At 32.2% G+C, this 16,895-nt stretch carries 22 protein-coding genes; 1 reads left to right on the top strand and 21 read right to left on the bottom strand.

What is annotated here, in order from left to right; genetic code table 11:
* Positions 1-32 precede the first annotated feature (32 nt).
* On the bottom strand, positions 33-239 hold the full coding sequence (locus IC621_RS03180; RefSeq protein ID WP_191155633.1) for a hypothetical protein: 207 nt from the start codon (positions 237-239) through the stop codon (positions 33-35).
* A gap of 148 nt (positions 240-387) precedes the next feature.
* On the opposite strand from IC621_RS03180, the gene IC621_RS03175 reads away from it, so the two are divergent.
* Positions 388-537, top strand: a complete 150-nt coding sequence (locus IC621_RS03175; protein WP_191155631.1) for an Arc family DNA-binding protein — start codon at positions 388-390, stop codon at positions 535-537.
* A gap of 195 nt (positions 538-732) precedes the next feature.
* On the opposite strand, the gene IC621_RS03170 is transcribed toward IC621_RS03175, so the two are convergent.
* From IC621_RS03170 to IC621_RS03075, 20 genes are all read right to left on the bottom strand, one after another.
* Positions 733-2,112 carry a right-handed parallel beta-helix repeat-containing protein gene (locus IC621_RS03170; RefSeq protein WP_191155629.1) on the bottom strand — a complete coding sequence of 460 codons (1,380 nt, stop codon included), beginning with the start codon at positions 2,110-2,112 and terminating at the stop codon, positions 733-735.
* A 116-nt stretch (positions 2,113-2,228) separates the two neighbouring features.
* Complete coding sequence (locus IC621_RS03165; RefSeq protein WP_191155628.1) at positions 2,229-3,257, bottom strand: tyrosine-type recombinase/integrase; 1,029 nt, start codon at positions 3,255-3,257, stop codon at positions 2,229-2,231.
* 15 nt (positions 3,258-3,272) lie between these two features.
* On the bottom strand, positions 3,273-3,704 hold the full coding sequence (locus IC621_RS03160) for a hypothetical protein (protein ID WP_224752278.1): 432 nt from the start codon (positions 3,702-3,704) through the stop codon (positions 3,273-3,275).
* A gap of 18 nt (positions 3,705-3,722) precedes the next feature.
* Positions 3,723-4,235: a hypothetical protein gene (locus IC621_RS03155; RefSeq protein WP_191155626.1), complete on the bottom strand. Its 513-nt coding sequence runs from the start codon at positions 4,233-4,235 to the stop codon at positions 3,723-3,725.
* Between the two features lie 72 nt (positions 4,236-4,307).
* The gene (locus IC621_RS03150; RefSeq protein WP_191155624.1) at positions 4,308-4,976 is read right to left on the bottom strand and encodes a hypothetical protein; all 669 of its coding nucleotides are present in this window, start codon (positions 4,974-4,976) and stop codon (positions 4,308-4,310) included.
* A gap of 156 nt (positions 4,977-5,132) precedes the next feature.
* On the bottom strand, positions 5,133-5,378 hold the full coding sequence (locus tag IC621_RS03145; RefSeq protein WP_191155622.1) for a hypothetical protein: 246 nt from the start codon (positions 5,376-5,378) through the stop codon (positions 5,133-5,135).
* A 412-nt stretch (positions 5,379-5,790) separates the two neighbouring features.
* Positions 5,791-6,495, bottom strand: a complete 705-nt coding sequence (locus IC621_RS03140; protein WP_191155620.1) for a hypothetical protein — start codon at positions 6,493-6,495, stop codon at positions 5,791-5,793.
* 30 nt (positions 6,496-6,525) lie between these two features.
* On the bottom strand, positions 6,526-7,248 hold the full coding sequence (locus IC621_RS03135) for a hypothetical protein (RefSeq protein WP_191155618.1): 723 nt from the start codon (positions 7,246-7,248) through the stop codon (positions 6,526-6,528).
* A gap of 8 nt (positions 7,249-7,256) precedes the next feature.
* A complete protein-coding gene (locus tag IC621_RS03130; protein WP_191155616.1) occupies positions 7,257-7,748 on the bottom strand; it encodes a hypothetical protein in 492 nt (163 codons plus the stop codon).
* A 2-nt stretch (positions 7,749-7,750) separates the two neighbouring features.
* Positions 7,751-8,389 carry a hypothetical protein gene (locus tag IC621_RS03125; RefSeq protein ID WP_191155614.1) on the bottom strand — a complete coding sequence of 213 codons (639 nt, stop codon included), beginning with the start codon at positions 8,387-8,389 and terminating at the stop codon, positions 7,751-7,753.
* A complete protein-coding gene (locus IC621_RS03120; RefSeq protein ID WP_191155612.1) occupies positions 8,376-8,624 on the bottom strand; it encodes a hypothetical protein in 249 nt (82 codons plus the stop codon). The genes IC621_RS03125 and IC621_RS03120 overlap by 14 nt, the downstream gene beginning before the upstream one ends.
* Positions 8,621-9,016: a hypothetical protein gene (locus IC621_RS03115; RefSeq protein WP_191155610.1), complete on the bottom strand. Its 396-nt coding sequence runs from the start codon at positions 9,014-9,016 to the stop codon at positions 8,621-8,623. The genes IC621_RS03120 and IC621_RS03115 overlap by 4 nt, the downstream gene beginning before the upstream one ends.
* Before the next feature lie 14 nt (positions 9,017-9,030).
* The gene (locus IC621_RS03110) at positions 9,031-9,489 is read right to left on the bottom strand and encodes a hypothetical protein (protein ID WP_191155608.1); all 459 of its coding nucleotides are present in this window, start codon (positions 9,487-9,489) and stop codon (positions 9,031-9,033) included.
* Positions 9,490-9,564: 75 nt separating this feature from the next.
* Positions 9,565-10,578: a hypothetical protein gene (locus tag IC621_RS03105; protein WP_191155606.1), complete on the bottom strand. Its 1,014-nt coding sequence runs from the start codon at positions 10,576-10,578 to the stop codon at positions 9,565-9,567.
* 40 nt (positions 10,579-10,618) lie between these two features.
* A complete protein-coding gene (locus IC621_RS03100) occupies positions 10,619-11,155 on the bottom strand; it encodes a hypothetical protein (protein WP_191155604.1) in 537 nt (178 codons plus the stop codon).
* Between the two features lie 41 nt (positions 11,156-11,196).
* Positions 11,197-12,486: a hypothetical protein gene (locus tag IC621_RS03095; RefSeq protein WP_191155601.1), complete on the bottom strand. Its 1,290-nt coding sequence runs from the start codon at positions 12,484-12,486 to the stop codon at positions 11,197-11,199.
* 33 nt (positions 12,487-12,519) lie between these two features.
* Positions 12,520-14,046: a hypothetical protein gene (locus tag IC621_RS03090; RefSeq protein ID WP_191155600.1), complete on the bottom strand. Its 1,527-nt coding sequence runs from the start codon at positions 14,044-14,046 to the stop codon at positions 12,520-12,522.
* A 31-nt stretch (positions 14,047-14,077) separates the two neighbouring features.
* Positions 14,078-14,986 (bottom strand): hypothetical protein, encoded by a 909-nt coding sequence (locus IC621_RS03085; protein WP_191155598.1) that lies wholly within the window; start codon positions 14,984-14,986, stop codon positions 14,078-14,080.
* Positions 14,987-15,109: 123 nt separating this feature from the next.
* A complete protein-coding gene (locus IC621_RS03080; RefSeq protein WP_191155596.1) occupies positions 15,110-15,841 on the bottom strand; it encodes a GIY-YIG nuclease family protein in 732 nt (243 codons plus the stop codon).
* Positions 15,842-15,934: 93 nt separating this feature from the next.
* Positions 15,935-16,894, bottom strand: a complete 960-nt coding sequence (locus IC621_RS03075) for a terminase large subunit domain-containing protein (RefSeq protein ID WP_191155594.1) — start codon at positions 16,892-16,894, stop codon at positions 15,935-15,937.
* Between the last annotated feature and the right edge of the window lies 1 nt (position 16,895).

The following is a 16,895-nucleotide window of genomic DNA, read 5'->3' as shown; positions in this document are numbered from 1 at the left end:
AATTACCCTCCTTTAATTATAAATCTTTAACTCTACTCATCTTTCTCATAAAAACTTTCCCAATCCACATTTACATTATGTACTTTCAATCTATTTACATCTACCAATAAACTCTTATTCATTTCAAAGTTGTACTCATTTACCTTGTAACCAGCCTCTAACTTAGCCAATCCTTCAGTGGTTGATTCTGTCTCCATTGAAACTGAAAGGATAATAGTTCCGTACACTTCATTCTTCATATTAACCATCTCCTAATTTAGTTTATTATGTAACACCTTGTTGGTATTTATATGGTACCACTTTAATACCAAAGTAGTCAACTAATTTTTCTTTATTTTTTGGTACTACTATGATATTATTTTAATATCATCAAAAAGGAGAGATCCGATGAAGAAAGAAGTAATTGCAACTAATCTAAGGCTGCCAAAAGAATTACATGGGAAATTAAAGGAGTTAGCTTCTGATGATAATAGAAGTCTTCATAACTATATAATTACAATTTTAGAAAACCACGTTGAATCTTTAAAAAACAAATAACCATTCGCAAACACAAAAAAGACAATCCAAACCTACAACAACGTAGTAACGATTGTCTTTTTTCTATTCACAATAGGGTAGGGGAGAAGGGCATTTACTTTAAATAAAATTTCGAATTTATAGAGAAAAGAGGAGGAGGGGAAACCTCCCGAATTTTATAATTTAGGTTACGTCTAAATTTCCTCCGAATGTTGATTAAGCAATTTCTCTAAATGTATTTGTTAATCCACCACTATTGGCATAGTTTGTTGTAACATCTTGATAAATGTTATCTATCACAAAGTTATTAATGCAACCTGTTCCAGAAGGTCTGAATAATTTAACGGCAACATTCGCTTTTACAAAGGTGTTTCCTTTTATTTGACTTCTCAATGAACCTTCACCACCTGTAAAGGTAACGCATGAAGAAGATGTTTTATTTGCATCATTAAATCTGTTATTTGAAACAATGTTCCCTACGTTATCAGAAAGTGTTGAACCAGTCAGACGAATGATATCTAATGTAGCAACACTTGAAGTAACGTCATTGTTTGCTATTCTAGAATGAGTAAGTTTTCGTAGATAGATAGAGTACTCTGTACAATCGATAATTGTGTTCCCTTCAATATCTATATAAGAACTTTCATAGGTTCCGTCATCCCCTATAGCTGTTTTACAGTTGATAAAAATGCATTTAGAGAATTTTGAATAATTTGTTTTTCTTAAAGTAATTCCTTTGTTCGTATTTGAAATAAAGGTGACATTGTCAACAATAGTTCTATCTGAATAGGTTACCACTCCTTCTTCGGCATTTGTGATTACCCCTTTTGTGATTTTTACGTCTGGTGAATTGCCTAGAACGTAAACACCATTATCCTTAATATCTGTTAGTGAAAACGACTCTATTTGTACATCTGGGCTATCTTGAATTAAAACACCAATAAAAGCATTTTGAATATTTAACTTCGTTACTTTAACAGATTGTGAAAAGAATATTCCTAGACCGTAAGATTCTTCTCCCGGGGTAACATTTAAATTCGCATAATCCACAATTTTTATGTTATCTAAAACAACATCTTTACACTTTCTAATTTCAATTGCTGATTCCCATTTATTTGTAGTATCAGACCTGTTAAATCCATAAACGTTGGAAATATTTATGTCTTGAACAACCACGCTCGCATTAACTGAAATAACATAATCAGCGGTTTCATTTAAGTCAAACTTCGCACCCTTCCCATCGAATACAAATTCACCCATGTTTGTGTTATTAAATATCTTTTTAATTCCATTTACGGCTCTTAAAATAACATTTGAACCAAAGGAAACTTTTGTATTAGGTGATTTTATTTCTATCGTTGTAGCTATGTCATAGAAGCCATCAGGAAAATAAATATTTTTTGCATTATCAAAAGCTTCTTGTATAGTGGAAAATTGAGTAACTGACTTCTCTCTTTCTGCCAATTGCGTAACAGTTTCATTAATTGCATTCTTCAAACTAGACTTGTCGGTAGTCTGTAATTGCGATAAATCGCCAATTTCATCTAAAAATTCTTGTTCGATCATCGCTTTCTGTATTTTATTTAATTCAGACATTTATTGATTCACATCCTTTTTCTTACAAATAAAAAGCAACCAATACAGGTAGCTACCCTGAATGATTGCTTAGACGTACATATTCACTTAGCTAAGTTAATATTATGTATAATTTATTATTGATCTTGATTGTCTTTCTTTTCTTCTTTGTTCTTCTTAATAAGTTCACGCATTTCTCTTCTCAATTGAGCTTTAGATTTAGGTTTAATATAATGTTTCTTACTAGTTTCGATGGATTCATGATTAGCCCACTCAGCAACCATATCAATATTTCCTGTTTGCTCATATAATAAATTTAGTTTAGTTTTACGAATTGTGTGGAAATAAAAATCATCAATTCCAACAATTTTACCAATTTTTCTTACTCGATCTTGTAGCGAACTATAGCTCATCGATCTATAGTTACCGCCATATCTTGTAATGAAGAATGAATCAATTTCTAAATTATCCATTTCTTTTCTCATTTCCAACCATTCTTCAATTAATTTTTTTGTTTCATCTTCAAAAGCGACTTCAACAATTTTACCTCGTTTTTCCCTAACATTTTCAAAAACCATATTCTCCAAGTCAAGGGATGAAACTGTTAATTTAGAAATCGCTCCAACACGATTTGCTGAATCGAGCGCTATACTCCATATTAGTCTATCTTGAAAATCAAATTTCTTTTCGTCAAGCAGTCCTTCGTTAATTTGTTCTACCTGATCTTCTGTTAGATAATAAGAATCTTTTATCTTTTCATCACTAGCGCCTTTCATTCTTTCAAGTTTTTTATCGAAAGGGTGACGATCAATTAGTCCGCGTTTTAAGCTCCATAAGAAAAATGAGCTAACTGTACTAATTTTAGTATTTATAACTTTTTTATTATTCAATAGGGTTTCTTGGCAGAATCCGATGAATCCTTCCATAATATCAACTGCATCTTCCATGAATTCATCACCGTAAAGAGATATGTTATCCCATTCCTCAGCAAGATAAACCAAGAAATGATCCATGTAGTTCTGATATACTTTATAAGTTGTTTCTTTAACGTCTTTATTCTTAATTATTGAGCTTTTCAAGTATTTTTCATAGAGTTTTTTATTTTCATCAGAAATAAGTGCTTTCTTTTCATTGGTAAAATATTTAACTTTCCTAACTTTTCCCATCAATTCACCGCCTATCTATTCAACTTTGATACCCAAAGATTTTAAGTCTTGTTTCAATGATTCTCTTAATTTATTACTTCCTCGCAATTCCTTACGGGTGTTTTCTGAAAACGGTCTCGGCTTTCCATTATATTCAAAATCGTATTGATATCCTTGACCTGATTCTACAATTTCAGCCACATTGCGACCATCGTCTTCTCTGGAATTATAAACAGCTATTCCGTCAGGAGTATTTTCAACTTCCCATGATTCCTTTAATTTACCTGTGCGATCATATGAATTAGGATTATTAGGATCTGGTGAGTACACGTCATACACGTCTTCTTGAACATGTCTTTTACCAGTCTCAATTACTGTTTTGGAAGTATTACTATTCTGTTTCTGCATAGCCTGAGCAGCCAATTTTTCAATCTGTCTGGCTAATTCCTTAATATTTTTAGCAGCCAATATATATTCAACTCCAATTTATGCTTCTGGAATTTGTTTGCGGTTTTTAAGTAAAATATCTTTATTTTCGAGGGGTAACTCTTGAATTTCTTTTTGTGCTTGTCTCACACGTTCTTGTAACTTAGCATTCATTTCTGCTAATTCCATAATTTTTCCATGTACAAACATCATAGATTCTTCGGGGATTGATTTAAGGATAATTTCGAATAGTTTACTATTAATAGCTGATTTAAATTCATCATAAATAGTTTTGGCTTTTTTACTTTTAGTCATTTTAATGTCTGTAAAGTGACGAACAATAAAATAACCAATTAGGTCATCCCAAGATTTATCTTCAATTTTTAACTTTTCTTCATCAGCTTTTTTCTTAAATTCGATTAATTCATTAATTAATTTATTTACAGAAGTAGGGGAGAAGAAAGGCCATAATTTTACTATGTATTCTTTTCCTTGAGCAGTTACCGGAATTTCTATAAATTCATCGTACTGTTTAGCATCCTCTTTAATTACACTCATACTTAATTGAGACATTGTGTATTAATTCCTCCTTTTTTATCCTTACATATAAATTAAAAGAGAAGGGAAGACCCTTCTCAAAAAACTTTATAACTCATATCCATTTAATTTAGTTTTATCCTTTTCATCACTTTGCCAAGGTTGATATATATAAAATCTATCAGCACTCCATAAATCTTTAAGATTAGAATTACTTTCTCTAACCAAAAGTTCTTTAGTATGTAAAATTTCCACTTCAACTCCAGGTGCATATCCATGAACATCATTACAATAAAGTTTCCGATTTGAAATACCTTTGTGACTACCTTCGATAAAATCTACTGTTAACTCATATGAACTAATAACATTTTTAACTATTCCTTTTTGAATTTCTACAACCTTAGCAATCGATCTATAAGGAACTACCTCGTGATTTGAATATTTATAACCTGTACTAGATTTACTAAAAAATCTTACAATTGCAGCTTTTTCACTATGCTTCTTAGAAAATTTCATATAGCCGTTATATCTTACAATTGGATCAACAATAAAACCTATCTTATTTTGACCGCCCCAATTACAAGATACTAATTCACCCGTTTTGAAAAGATATACGTTGTCTTTTAGTTCCATTAAATCATCAAAAGTTAGCTCTGAAACAATATCATTAAAAATACTCTTCAGTGATGATCCAATTTCTCTAGATGAACTTTGTACTCCTTTCACAATTCTCAATGCCTCACGTAATTCTTCGACTTTGATAGACTGATTTGTCATCTTTGTCATCCTCCTTAAAATTTTTATATTCATTATTGCGCTAATATTTAACACAATATATAGTATCACAATTAAATTATGACACTATATATTGATATAAAGTTTCTTTAAAACCAGCATTTTATTAAGATTAAAAAATAGAGTAGGGTAGAAACCCTACTCACCTTTTAATGGTAATAATTTAATTGAATGTATATCTTCAATATCACCTGTATATTCGACAGGGATTGTTCGACCTAGAGTATAAGACTCTTTCTTTTTTTCATTCAGTGACTCATCAAAATGAGCACGAATTCTCCAACCTTGAATGTTGACAATTACTGCTTTTTCTTCAACTTCATGTATTGGTAGTTCGATAACATTTACAACCTTTTTAGCCGTAGTCTTACTAGTGGTTGCCATACTTTCACCTCCGAAAAGGGGAGAAAGGGGAGTTCTTCCCCTCTAATAATTATTTAATTTATTAAACGATTGCTGAATCATCATAAACCACTAATTCCCACATATCCGTGGAAATTGGAGATTTAAGAAGCTCCATGTTTAAATCTAGTACAGCAGGATCCAATTTTGTTATCGTAGAAGTTTTTTATCATCTACTTCTGTATCTTACTTGTTCGATACAGTTCAGCATATATTTTCATCCTCGACTTTACGTTAGGACGCAGGACACTCGTGGGAACATTATAGTCTACAGTAAGCAGGATCAGTTCCTATGCGTTACGCTGCTAATTAATTTTTAATTAATTAGTTAGCACGGTATTAACATTTCAGTTTTCACCGTATTTGCCCTGTGATAATCTAGTATATTTCTATACTAGACGGCAATAAATTTACCATCTGCTGCAAATGAAAGGTTAAAGTTATCTTGGAATTTAGCATTCGGAATACGTAATTGTCCTTCGAATGCTTCTTTAGTGAATTCATCAACAACAAGAACATCCAATACTACTCGGAAAGACTTACCGAATTGATCAGATGTAACTTTAATTGTTTTAGCATCGGTTGCAGTATTTGCTTGATAATAAACACGGAATTGAGTCCCGTTAGTTACAGTAGTGTGGAAAGTTAATTCTTTCCCAGTAATTGAATATTCTGCTGTGTTTGTAGCAGGAGTCCCAAGTGTATATTCTTGACCATTTGTTCCATCAGGATTTAATTTATATACGGAAACAAGAGCACCCTGTGGAGTTTTATTTAAAGTAAATTTATTAGAAGTGACAGACTTTACTTCATTTAAGTCAATTTTCTTTACACCAGAAACAAGGTCATTACCTGTCAACATAGCGATTGCTTGATTATCGAAAATAGCGTCTTGAAGTGTAAGAGTTGCTTGACGGTTAGTTGAGAAACCTACTATACGTGCGTTCCCACGTCCACCTTGAGCATACACAGTCTCTCCAGTAGTCTCAACACCAGTAGTTTTTAATGTGCTAAGAGTTACCATAGCTTTTCCAGTTGATAAGTTGTAGAAAGTGGCTATACCAGCTTCCTTAATTGCCCAACGATTAGGTGTTGCCATATTATAATCATCCTCCAATTAATTATTAATTTATTTGATAATATTTGCCCAATGTATTTCAGACATCTTTATCTTCTTTCCATCGATATTACCTGTATAGATTCCTGTAAGTGTGTAATGATAGTTATCAATATTATCCAAAGTTCTCAATCCGTTATATAATTGATAGATTGTAAGATTGAAAACATTATCAATACCTATTGATTTCCAACCAATAGAAGATATGATACTATGAAGGCTTTGTTTAGGCTTTATTTTTACTGCTTCAGCTTTTTGCTTCTTTAATTTCTCAATGAATTTTCTAGCACGTTCATTTCCAGCCTTATACTCTTCCACTTTTTTTACTTCTATAAAATTACCAATCATAATTACTTTTTTAATAATCTCCCATTTTTCTTCAGTCAAAACGGAATCTTCACTTAGTTCACCAAAATAGACAATACCCTCTTTATAATTAGGCTTTTCACCAAATACCATTTCCAAGGCATTGAAAATCAGCTCTCTAAAAGAACTGTCTTGATAGAGGAATGATATTAGAATTTCATAATCAGAATAGGGATCAAATTCTTCTGGATTTTCATTTAAATTATCCTTACTAAATAACAAATAAGAAATGTTTGTATTATAAGTAGATTCATTCATAGAAATAATTTCATAAAGGGAAGGGAGGTGGAGATGACCAATTCCTTTAATTTCAATTGGTAATCCTACAAGTAGTTTTAGACGAATATCTTCTTCATTTAATTGAATCATACAATCACCTAAAAATTCTCATTGCAAAATTCATATATTAATCTAAATGCCATATAGTTCTTTGGTGCATTGATCGGATGTCTACGTTTAAACAAAGTTTTACCAATCCCACCAACTCGCTTATTGAAAATCAAATCATTCAATCTATCACAAATCATTTCGAGTCTTTTGTCCATAATCTGAAAATCATTATGAACCAAGACATCGAATATGTATTCTTGATTAGAAAATAAATAATTCGTATTTGTCGGAGCTCCATTCCCAGCATAATAAAAGATTCTGCAAATTTGGTTCTCTTCTAGATCATCAATTTTAATAGCAGGTATCAAATGAAAATCAATTAATTCCCATAGTTCCTCATCATCTTTTTCAAGTATATTAGGCTTAGATTCATCAAGGGGGTCATCTAGTCTGTTTTGAGGTTTATTGTGTAATAATCTCAACAATTCTTCATCCTTGAGTATATTTTCAACTTCAATGGAAAAGTCTTTTAAATCCATTATCACACCACCTTCTCAGCAATAATTTTAATAATCCCTTTATCATCTATAACGCTTGTGTAATCAAAATTTGCCACCTTGTACTTATTTCCATACATTTCAAAGTCATAATCAATCTTAAGTTCTTCAGAAGTTTGATACTTCATGGAAATAACCAAAGTGCCTTCTGGAATTTTAAACTGGTTCACATCACTTGATTTTGAATATTGAGATTCGACAATACACGGGACTTCTATTTGAGTGACTTGTTCATCGTAGATAGGTCTACCTGTTCTTGGATCTTGACCAATTAGAACTTTTGTTTTTTCACCTGGAAGAGAAAAAGTTGAGTTACATAGTTTAATTACGGCTTTACGATAAATATTGTTATCTTTAGGTATTGAAATGACTATCCAGTTTTCATTGGTTTCATTCACTAAGATGACATTTCCTCGCTCGATATCTGCAACTTTACCAATTATATTCTTTTCAGTTCCATCGCCACTGTTAAATTTACTGGTAATTATTGCCCTAGAGATTACCTCATTAACTGTAACTTCATATCCATCAAAACCATTTAATCCTTGTTCGAACAGTATATTTCCATCATGAATGACTTTAGATTTGAAATCAGTGTTATGATAATTACTATAGTCCTTCATTAGTTTCACCATCTGCAATTATCAAATCTGGCAATCTGTTTATATCGGCACTTACAGTTAGAATAATATCTCTAATCATCATTAAGTCTTCATCAACCATTAGACTTTTTCCTAAATATTTTTCTAGTTTATAAAGGTTTGAATTATTTTTCTTACTGATTCTTTGACAATAACTTTGCAAATCTTCGTATTCAGCAGATGAGAGAGATGTAATTTTCACCATTAATTTACTCATATAAAATCCTCCTCTGTGAACATAATCAGCCTTTCGATTATTCTTTCTTCACTTGTAATTGAGGATTCTAGTGATTTTAATTGAGATGAAAAATTCTTTAATCCCACATCATTTGAAAAAGGTTGCCATGTAGATTCAAAGTACGTTTTTTGGTTGATAAGAAAAATTAGTCTAATGTAATGAGCAATAATCAAGACGTAGCTTTCCGGCAGTTCCCTATTGACAGTTTCCATAATATCGTCACATTGAATATTGTCACTTTTTCTAATGTTAAAATGTGAAACTGCGTTTTTAATGGTTTCATGAATCTTCTCTTGAGTAGAAGGAAGATCAAAGTCAGAAGCTTTACAATTGTTCAAAAATGACTGCCAAATCTCATCATAAGAGGTCAATTTATATTCACCCCTTAATCAAATAAAATTGCTGAATCGATACCCAACCACTCGGCAAGGAAGTCAATTTTTCCTTTTGCTAATTCATCTTGCATCTCTTGAGCTACAGATAAAACAAATTGTTTTTCTGAGTCAACTGTAATGTCATTTAATTCTTTTTTCATTTTAGGGAAATTACCTTTTAGAATCTTTTCGATTTCTTCTTTAGTATGAGTGTTATTTTCATATGACTCAATATCTGCAATGTGTTCTTTTGCTTGTTTTGATTCTTCGGTATCTTCTACAATGACTAATTCACCATTATCAAAACATTGACTATTCATTGATAAATAATCGAAAACTTCTTGAGGGACTTCTTTAATGTCAATCCTATTTCCTTTTGCACCAGTCCAAGTGTATTGTTTTTCTCCTCCTGATAAAAAACAACGTGCAAAGTAACTCGTATTTCTGTATCTAGCTAATTTTATTCCCATTTAAAATTCCTCCTTGTTATCCTTTTAAAAATAAAGAGGTGGGAATAATCCCACCTCAAATGTTAAGTTTATTTATTATAGCGCCACAGAAGCGTCTTCAGTGACCATACCTACAGCGTTACCGTAGATTAAGCTAATAGAAGCATCTTGGGTAATCTTCATTTTTACACGCTCGTCTTCAATATCAGAAGCAGTTTGTTGACGTAATGCACCGTACTCAACGATTTCAAATGGTTTCTTGTTAGTTCCACCACTAAACATGTAACCTTTGTTAACTGGAAGCTCAACTTTAGAGTTTGTTTCATCAGTGAATGGGTTAACAAGGTTCATAGCTACTGTACGACCAATCTCAGAAGGATTTAATGCAGAAAGAATTTCTTCACGAATGCGGTCAGTAAGCAAGTTTGGTTTAGATGTTTGTTGTTGATCTAAGAAGTAATCGATAAGTAAAGAATCTGCTACGAAAATTGTTTTACCGCCAGCAACACGAGAAATAGTTGAAGCTAATTTGTTGTATTGAGCAATAGTTAAGTTTGAACCAGAAAGAACGTTAGCAGCAGGGATTTTACCAGCAGCAACTGCTGATGCAATCATTTCATAAACTTTATCCAAATATAATTTAGCTTTTGCATTAGCAACATCGTTTACTAACATGCGGAAGTAGTCAACAGACTCAGTTACTAAATCAAGTGGCTCATAGTAGAAACCAGCAGATAGGTGAGCAGGAACCGCAACAATAGACTTTTTACCTTCAACACGTACTAAGTCTACGCCTGAACCAGTAGCAGACCATAAAACTTTAGCTTTGTTTTGTTGAGGGATTTTAATTTCAACAATGTTACCACGTTGAGCAGTTGATTTGTTAGCAAAAAGACCAAGCATATCAGTAACCATCGGTTTAGCAATTTCATCAGCAGTTTTAACAACTACGTCATTGAATTGGTGTAAAAGAGATGGGTCTGGATGAGAATCACCATTACCAAAAGTTTTCTTAATTAATTCTTTGATATCAGCGTAATCATTTTCTTCCATTTTGTCATGGTAAACACGAGAAAATAATCCTTTTAATTTTTCGTTAGAGTATTTCATTTATTTTTCCTCCTAATATATGTATAATTTATTTTTGTAATTAAGCTTCAATAACTTCAAATCGAACCATTGGTTTTCCAAATGTGTAAGCAATATCTTCTTCGTTGCTTACAACTAAGAATTTAGCAGAAGCGTTAGCATAATCTACATGAGGAGTACCAGAAGCAGAAATAATGAACTTTTTAGTAGCAGGGTCGAAGTGAGCAACTTGACCATTTGTAATTTCAGTAACGCCAGTGTTTAAGGAATATGCAGAAGTTTCAAAACGAGTATAAGCAGCTTCTAAAACTACGATTCTAGCACGATCTCCAACAGCATTATAGAAATCAGTCATTGCTTCTCCCATATAACGAGTTTCAGGAGCAGCGATTAAATAAGATTTGTTTGTAACAGCAGATAATTGACGAGCAACTCTTTCTCCATCAGCGTTAAAAGATAGCTGCACAAGTGTGAAGTTATCAATGTCAGCATTCTCAACGATTGCACCGTTTGCTACAGTTTTTACCTTTAAAGAATTCAAATTTCCAACAGCATGATTATGTTCTTCGCTAAATGCCTTTAATTGTTCAGTTGCCATTATAAAATTCCTCCATTTTTAATAAATTTATTTTTTATAATTTATTCCGCATAACGCTTTTCAAAAGAATCGTTAGCAGGAATTAAATTTTCACGTTTACTAGAAGTTTCACGAATTACTCCATCGTTTTCTTCAGTCTTAACTTGTACTAAATCAACAAGAATTGAATTTAGTTGATATGTAGCTTCTTTACCTTCGTCATCAGAATTTAAAGATTTTTTAATTAAATCTTGCACTTCCTCAGAGTCGAACTTTTCAACTGCGCTCATAGCTTCAAATTTACCTCTATAAAGATCTTGCTTTTCACTAAGTTGCTTTTGGAATTTTTCAGTTTCAACTTGCTCTTTATACGGTTTTAATTCTTCAAGCTGAGAATTTAACTGTGTAAGTTTTTCAGTAGCTTTAGAAAACTTTTCTTGAAGTTGTTCATTCGCTTCTTTAAGAGATGAAACTTGATCCTTTAATTCTTCTAACTCACTTTGAAGAGATTTAACTTCTTCATTTTCTTCAGGAGCTTCCTCTGGTTTTTCATCTTCTTGTTGTTCTTCAACATTAGGTTCTCCTTGAACTTCTTCAGCTTCTTTTCCTTTGGCTACTTCTTCAGGTTCTTCATTTTTTAATTCTTCTACAACTTCTTCTTGATTTAATTGGTTTTCTTCCACTTGCTCAACCTCCTCGCTTTCTTCTTTATTTTGTTTCAAAGCCTCCGCAACAAGTTTTGTCAGTTTAGACTCATCATAAGCAGGGTAAACTTTTTTATGATTTCCTCTTTCTTGACTATTAAGTAATGCATGACCTTCGTAAACATAACTCAGTATTTCAGTAATTCCTTCTTCAACTTTATAACTGTCGTATAATATTTCCATGCTAGAAACAACAGATATTCCTTTGTCAACCCATTCTTTTAAAAGTCCAATAACATTAGGGAATCTAGAAGCCCATAGTATACCTTTACCGCAAACAACTTCTTTCTCGTTTCCTTGATCATCTGTGATTGTTGTTATATATGCATCTTCCGTGAAGACCCCAATGGGTACTGTGCCCATTGTTATAATTGGATCACCATTATCCCTATCTCTTTCAAATTGAACTTCATGACTCCCCAATGCGTCATCACTTTCTTCATGAGAAGATTTGTCATGATATTTAGCGACAATTGGCATCCCTTTAAGAGAATGTAAAGTCTTTTCAGCAGTTTCTTTTGAGATAAATGCGTAGTTGTGAGATATGTCAAATCCATGAATTACGAATGAAACTTCTGCTTTTGTAGGATTATCTGAATCCATAATAGAATTCAATTGCATCTCAAATAAATGTCTCTTTTTCTCCAATATCTCACCTCCTTTAAAGAGATAGGTTTAGTGTTAATCAGGTAAACTATTGCCGTCAGTTGTTTTAGATTTAATAGTATTATCATTTGTTGAGCTATCATCAGTCGGTCTACCAACTTCATCACTACTTGAAGTTGTATGAGTGGACTTATACGGAACGATCTTAGACTGCAATTCCAAATCCTCAGTCTCATATAATGTTTGTTCAAGGTAGCTTTCCCAACTAATACCATCTAAATGATCAACAACATGTTTAATTGACCAACCTTTATCATTGAGTTTAATGAGATAATCAACTTTATCCTTAAGTGACAGAGGAGCTTCTTTATCATAAATCATCATGTAATTGTCTTGTTGATTTTTAGGTAATACTAAATTGAATAATTTCCCATATACTTCTTGTTCAATAGACTCTAATAAAACTGCTACACGCTTATAAAATGTATCAATATTTATTTTTGCTGTAGCATGATTTCCGCCAGTTCCATTTAATGCAGCGCCACCGATTCCATAGGCAGACTGAATATCTGAGTTGATGTGGTCGAACTTTTTACCGTCTAAACCATCTGTCTTAACATCTGGAAATTCAATCTTTGCATAGTTTGGTATGGCTACTACAGTGATACCATTAGATTCATTTTTTTCCATTGCCGCTTTAACGCCTGAATGAACTTTCTTTTTAAGTTGAGGTGGTAATTTGGTGTTTCGTTCATCATCATTTTTGTCACTACCGATTGTTAAAACAGCTATAGCATTGATAATTTTATTTGCAATAGACCTCTCAACATCCTTAAGCTTCTTTTTATGTAAAACATCATATAGACCAACAGTAACCCATGAATTACCTAGATTTTGATTACGTTTTAAGGTATGAGTTCTTAATACAAATGTACGATCTTGTGGAAGTTCAACGTATTGATTCTCAGTAGGATCTTTTAAGAAATCATCATAGTCTTGTTCGGTTATATGAGGAGAGAGATTTCTGATTTGCATTTTTCTATTGAGATCAGTCATTTCTTTGAACCAATTTAAATCAACTGTAACTTGCCATTCTCCGTTTTTTCGGTACGCAGGGAAGATATAGTTTAAGTTATCAAATATGTATGGATACGGCTTGGTTTTATCACCTAGCCACATTCCAACTAGAGTACCTGCGGTAATTTCTTGCTTTAAAATATCTCTTGTTAATGTCTTGTGTTTAACTTTGTGAAGAATTTTATTACAAACAGAAATATTCTTATCAAAACTTTTCCCTTTATCAAAAGCATCAATTTTATAATTGAGAGTAGGGAGGGATTCAACTAATTCAAATAATTGATGAACTTCTGCTGAAGATATGTAATAATATTGTGCTAAATTTTCAATCTCTTTTTGATGGTCATCTGGATTAGCAAAGTATTTTTTTAAAGTCTCCATGTCTACTTCATCAATGATTCCTTTTGAAAACATATCAGAGAAAAAACCTTCAACAAAAGTATTCATATAAGATTGATAATCATTTAAAGCACGTTCATACTCTTCGGGTGAATATTCTTTAATTTCAACTTCATTGATAGACATTCACACACCTCCAATCAGTGTTAAATTTACTTTAAAAGTATACGAGTTCATCTGTTTCATCAAAGTAGTCATCAATTTTTAGATTTTCACCTTCTAAAACTTTCGCTAAATAGTTTGAAAATCCTAAACTTGAGTATCTGTCTTTCCGTTTACCGGATTTCTCTTTGATTTTAATAAATCCACCAACTATATCATGCTCTAAGTTTACTAGTTCGTTTACAAGTAAGGTTGCTTGAATGAAAGGTAATTCATAGAGAACTTTATCCTCAATCGAAGCATTTTGATAATATTTCTTATCAGAAAGAAAATCCTTAGCCTCGATTTCGCTTATAGGTAATTCAATGTTTGAACTCTGTAAGTTAACACGTAAGGAAGTAGCTATCTCATGGTTAAGTCTATTTCCTGCTTTAATTGAAAATACAACAGGAAGTGGATTGGGGGATTTGGCACGACTTTTCATTTCCTCATCGTTATAAGCACACCATGCTTCATACTCAACATCTCGCTCTTCATCATATTGAACCTTTGCTAATTCATCATAAATTGACATACCGTTACCGTGAGTATCAAGCGCAACATAACTCGCCTGAAAGTCCTCAAAAATCTGTTTTATTCTTATGGCTTGGTCTTCTGAATGCTTTCCTTCAATTGATTCGATATAAGATACTTTTCTCAAATACTTATCGCCATTTGGAATTAGCCTCATGCAAGTTATAATAGTATTATCGTTGGCATTACCTCCCATTAAGGCAACGTCAACTCCCATTATTCGTATCTCGCCATCTCTCAATCTTTCTTTCTTTTTATTTTTTTGAGTAGAATAGTCAATATTTTTAATGGGGTAAAAAGGATTCTTCAGTTTTCTATTTTTAGTTATATCTTCAAGTGCGAAAATAGCATTAGCGTTCTGACCATACATAAGATTTTCATATTCTAACATAACGTGTTATTCCTATATTTCTATAGGCACAGACTATATCACCATCTCCAAGGAGATGCTCTGCGCTTCGAACGGTAGTTCATCATCCGTTCTACTCCCATACGGGATAGTCGTTACACCTTCTTACTTATAAGCCCATTTATAACCATATACGTAGTTTATTTTACCTTTACAAGCCTTTGAGATATTCTGGTGCCCTGCTTTAGGATAATTAGCATTCTCCCGAATCCATTTAACTGCATCTCTCATACTATCAAATTCTTTTTCAATGGATTCATCAATAATATTTAACATCAGTACACCTACTTTACATGCTTCAGCAGCAGGCTTTAATCTTTCTACTCTGTCTTCTAAACTAATTTCTTCCCATGCTTTCAGATAATTCTCATTACTTGATTTAGGAACACCTTTTAATTTTTTACTATATTCTTTTCGTAATTCTTGGTCTTCCCATCTTAATTTGTGAGAATTAGACATTTTCTCTTTTGTCTCTTCGCTAACTGGATTTTTCTTTGACTCTAGTAATTTTTGCCTTGTGTGATCATTCATTTTACGTCCAACAGAACCTTCACCTCCATCTGTCATGTTATATCCATATGGAGATTTAGTATTAAATTTATTTATCCAATATATCTCTTGATCATCTATAGAATCTACTGGAATATCATTTTCAATAACTTCAAATTTAAAGTTTTCTATTCCATATTTATTCATTGCTCTATATAAATATCGGCTTAAATATTTTTTAGAGTCTTTCTGATGATTTTTCCATCTTTGAATTGGATCTATAGATTGACCTACGTATTTTTTGTTATTAATGGTGTTTGTGATTAAATAAATGTTTGATAATGTCATAGCAATAATGACAACTCCTTTTTATAATATAAGTAAGCTTGGCACGGGATTGCCGTATCATATTAATTTATCTTTATGACTTAGGTTTCCCCGTTAGCGCAACAATTCGTTGCACACCCCTGAACAATAGGGTTCACAGAGTTCATCTACAATGTCGCCATTGTAACGCACTTTTTCAAATGAAATTTCATCAAAATCAGAGCTTTCGCGTTCTTTTTGTATCCGTTTTTTACTTAACAGTCCATGATGAATAGATGTTAAGTAATCAAGTGAAAATATAGCAACATCCTTGCCTTTTAACATCATATCCCTTGCGTTTTGCATGGATTTCCACATCCAATGCGAAGTATACCAAGCCGATGAAATGTATAGTTCAATGTTTTCTTCTGTTAAATGTTTATATTTTTCCTTTTTAAGAAAAGGAGGTTGTCTGTATACGTTTAGAAATGGCTTTAATACTGTATTCAAGATTGTTTCATCAATCATCCGAAATTCTTCTGCGATGAGTATGTTTCCGCGATATCCGCGAGAATTTTCACTTGATGTAACGGCTTCTATGGTTGATCCATTGTGAAATATAACTGTTGCATCATTTGATGATGATTTAATCTGTTTTATTTCCCGTGCTAAATTCGGATATTGCATTAACTCCTTTTCAATTTTTTCAGTAATAATTAATTTCGCTTGTTTCTTTACACCACTGGCAATTATTACTTTAGTTCCAGGGTAGAGTATACAACGGGCGCAAGCAAAGATAGCTATCATAAATGATTTTGATAAGCCTCTCGCAGCCACAATCATTACAAATGTATTAAGATTCATAAAAAACAATAATATCTTTTGAAAAAAGAATAGTTCGATTCCAAGATAATGTTCTATGAATCTATGCATGTTCAATCTGTAAAAAGTTGTCCATTTCTTAATTTGTAATCTCATACGTTCGTCTTTGCTCATATTATCTTTAACTTTACTGACCTGTTTTGTTTTCACTAAATAATTTTGACCTTTTGAATTTTTATTACGATCTACTTGATAGTTAGAGTAACCTGCCATA

The sequence above is a fragment of the Metabacillus arenae genome (assembly GCF_014773385.1).
In the GTDB taxonomy this organism is placed as follows: Bacteria; Bacillota; Bacilli; order Bacillales; family Bacillaceae; genus Metabacillus_D; species Metabacillus_D arenae.
Note: the sequence above shows the minus strand (reverse complement) of the source record. Positions and strands in the feature narration are given on the sequence as shown.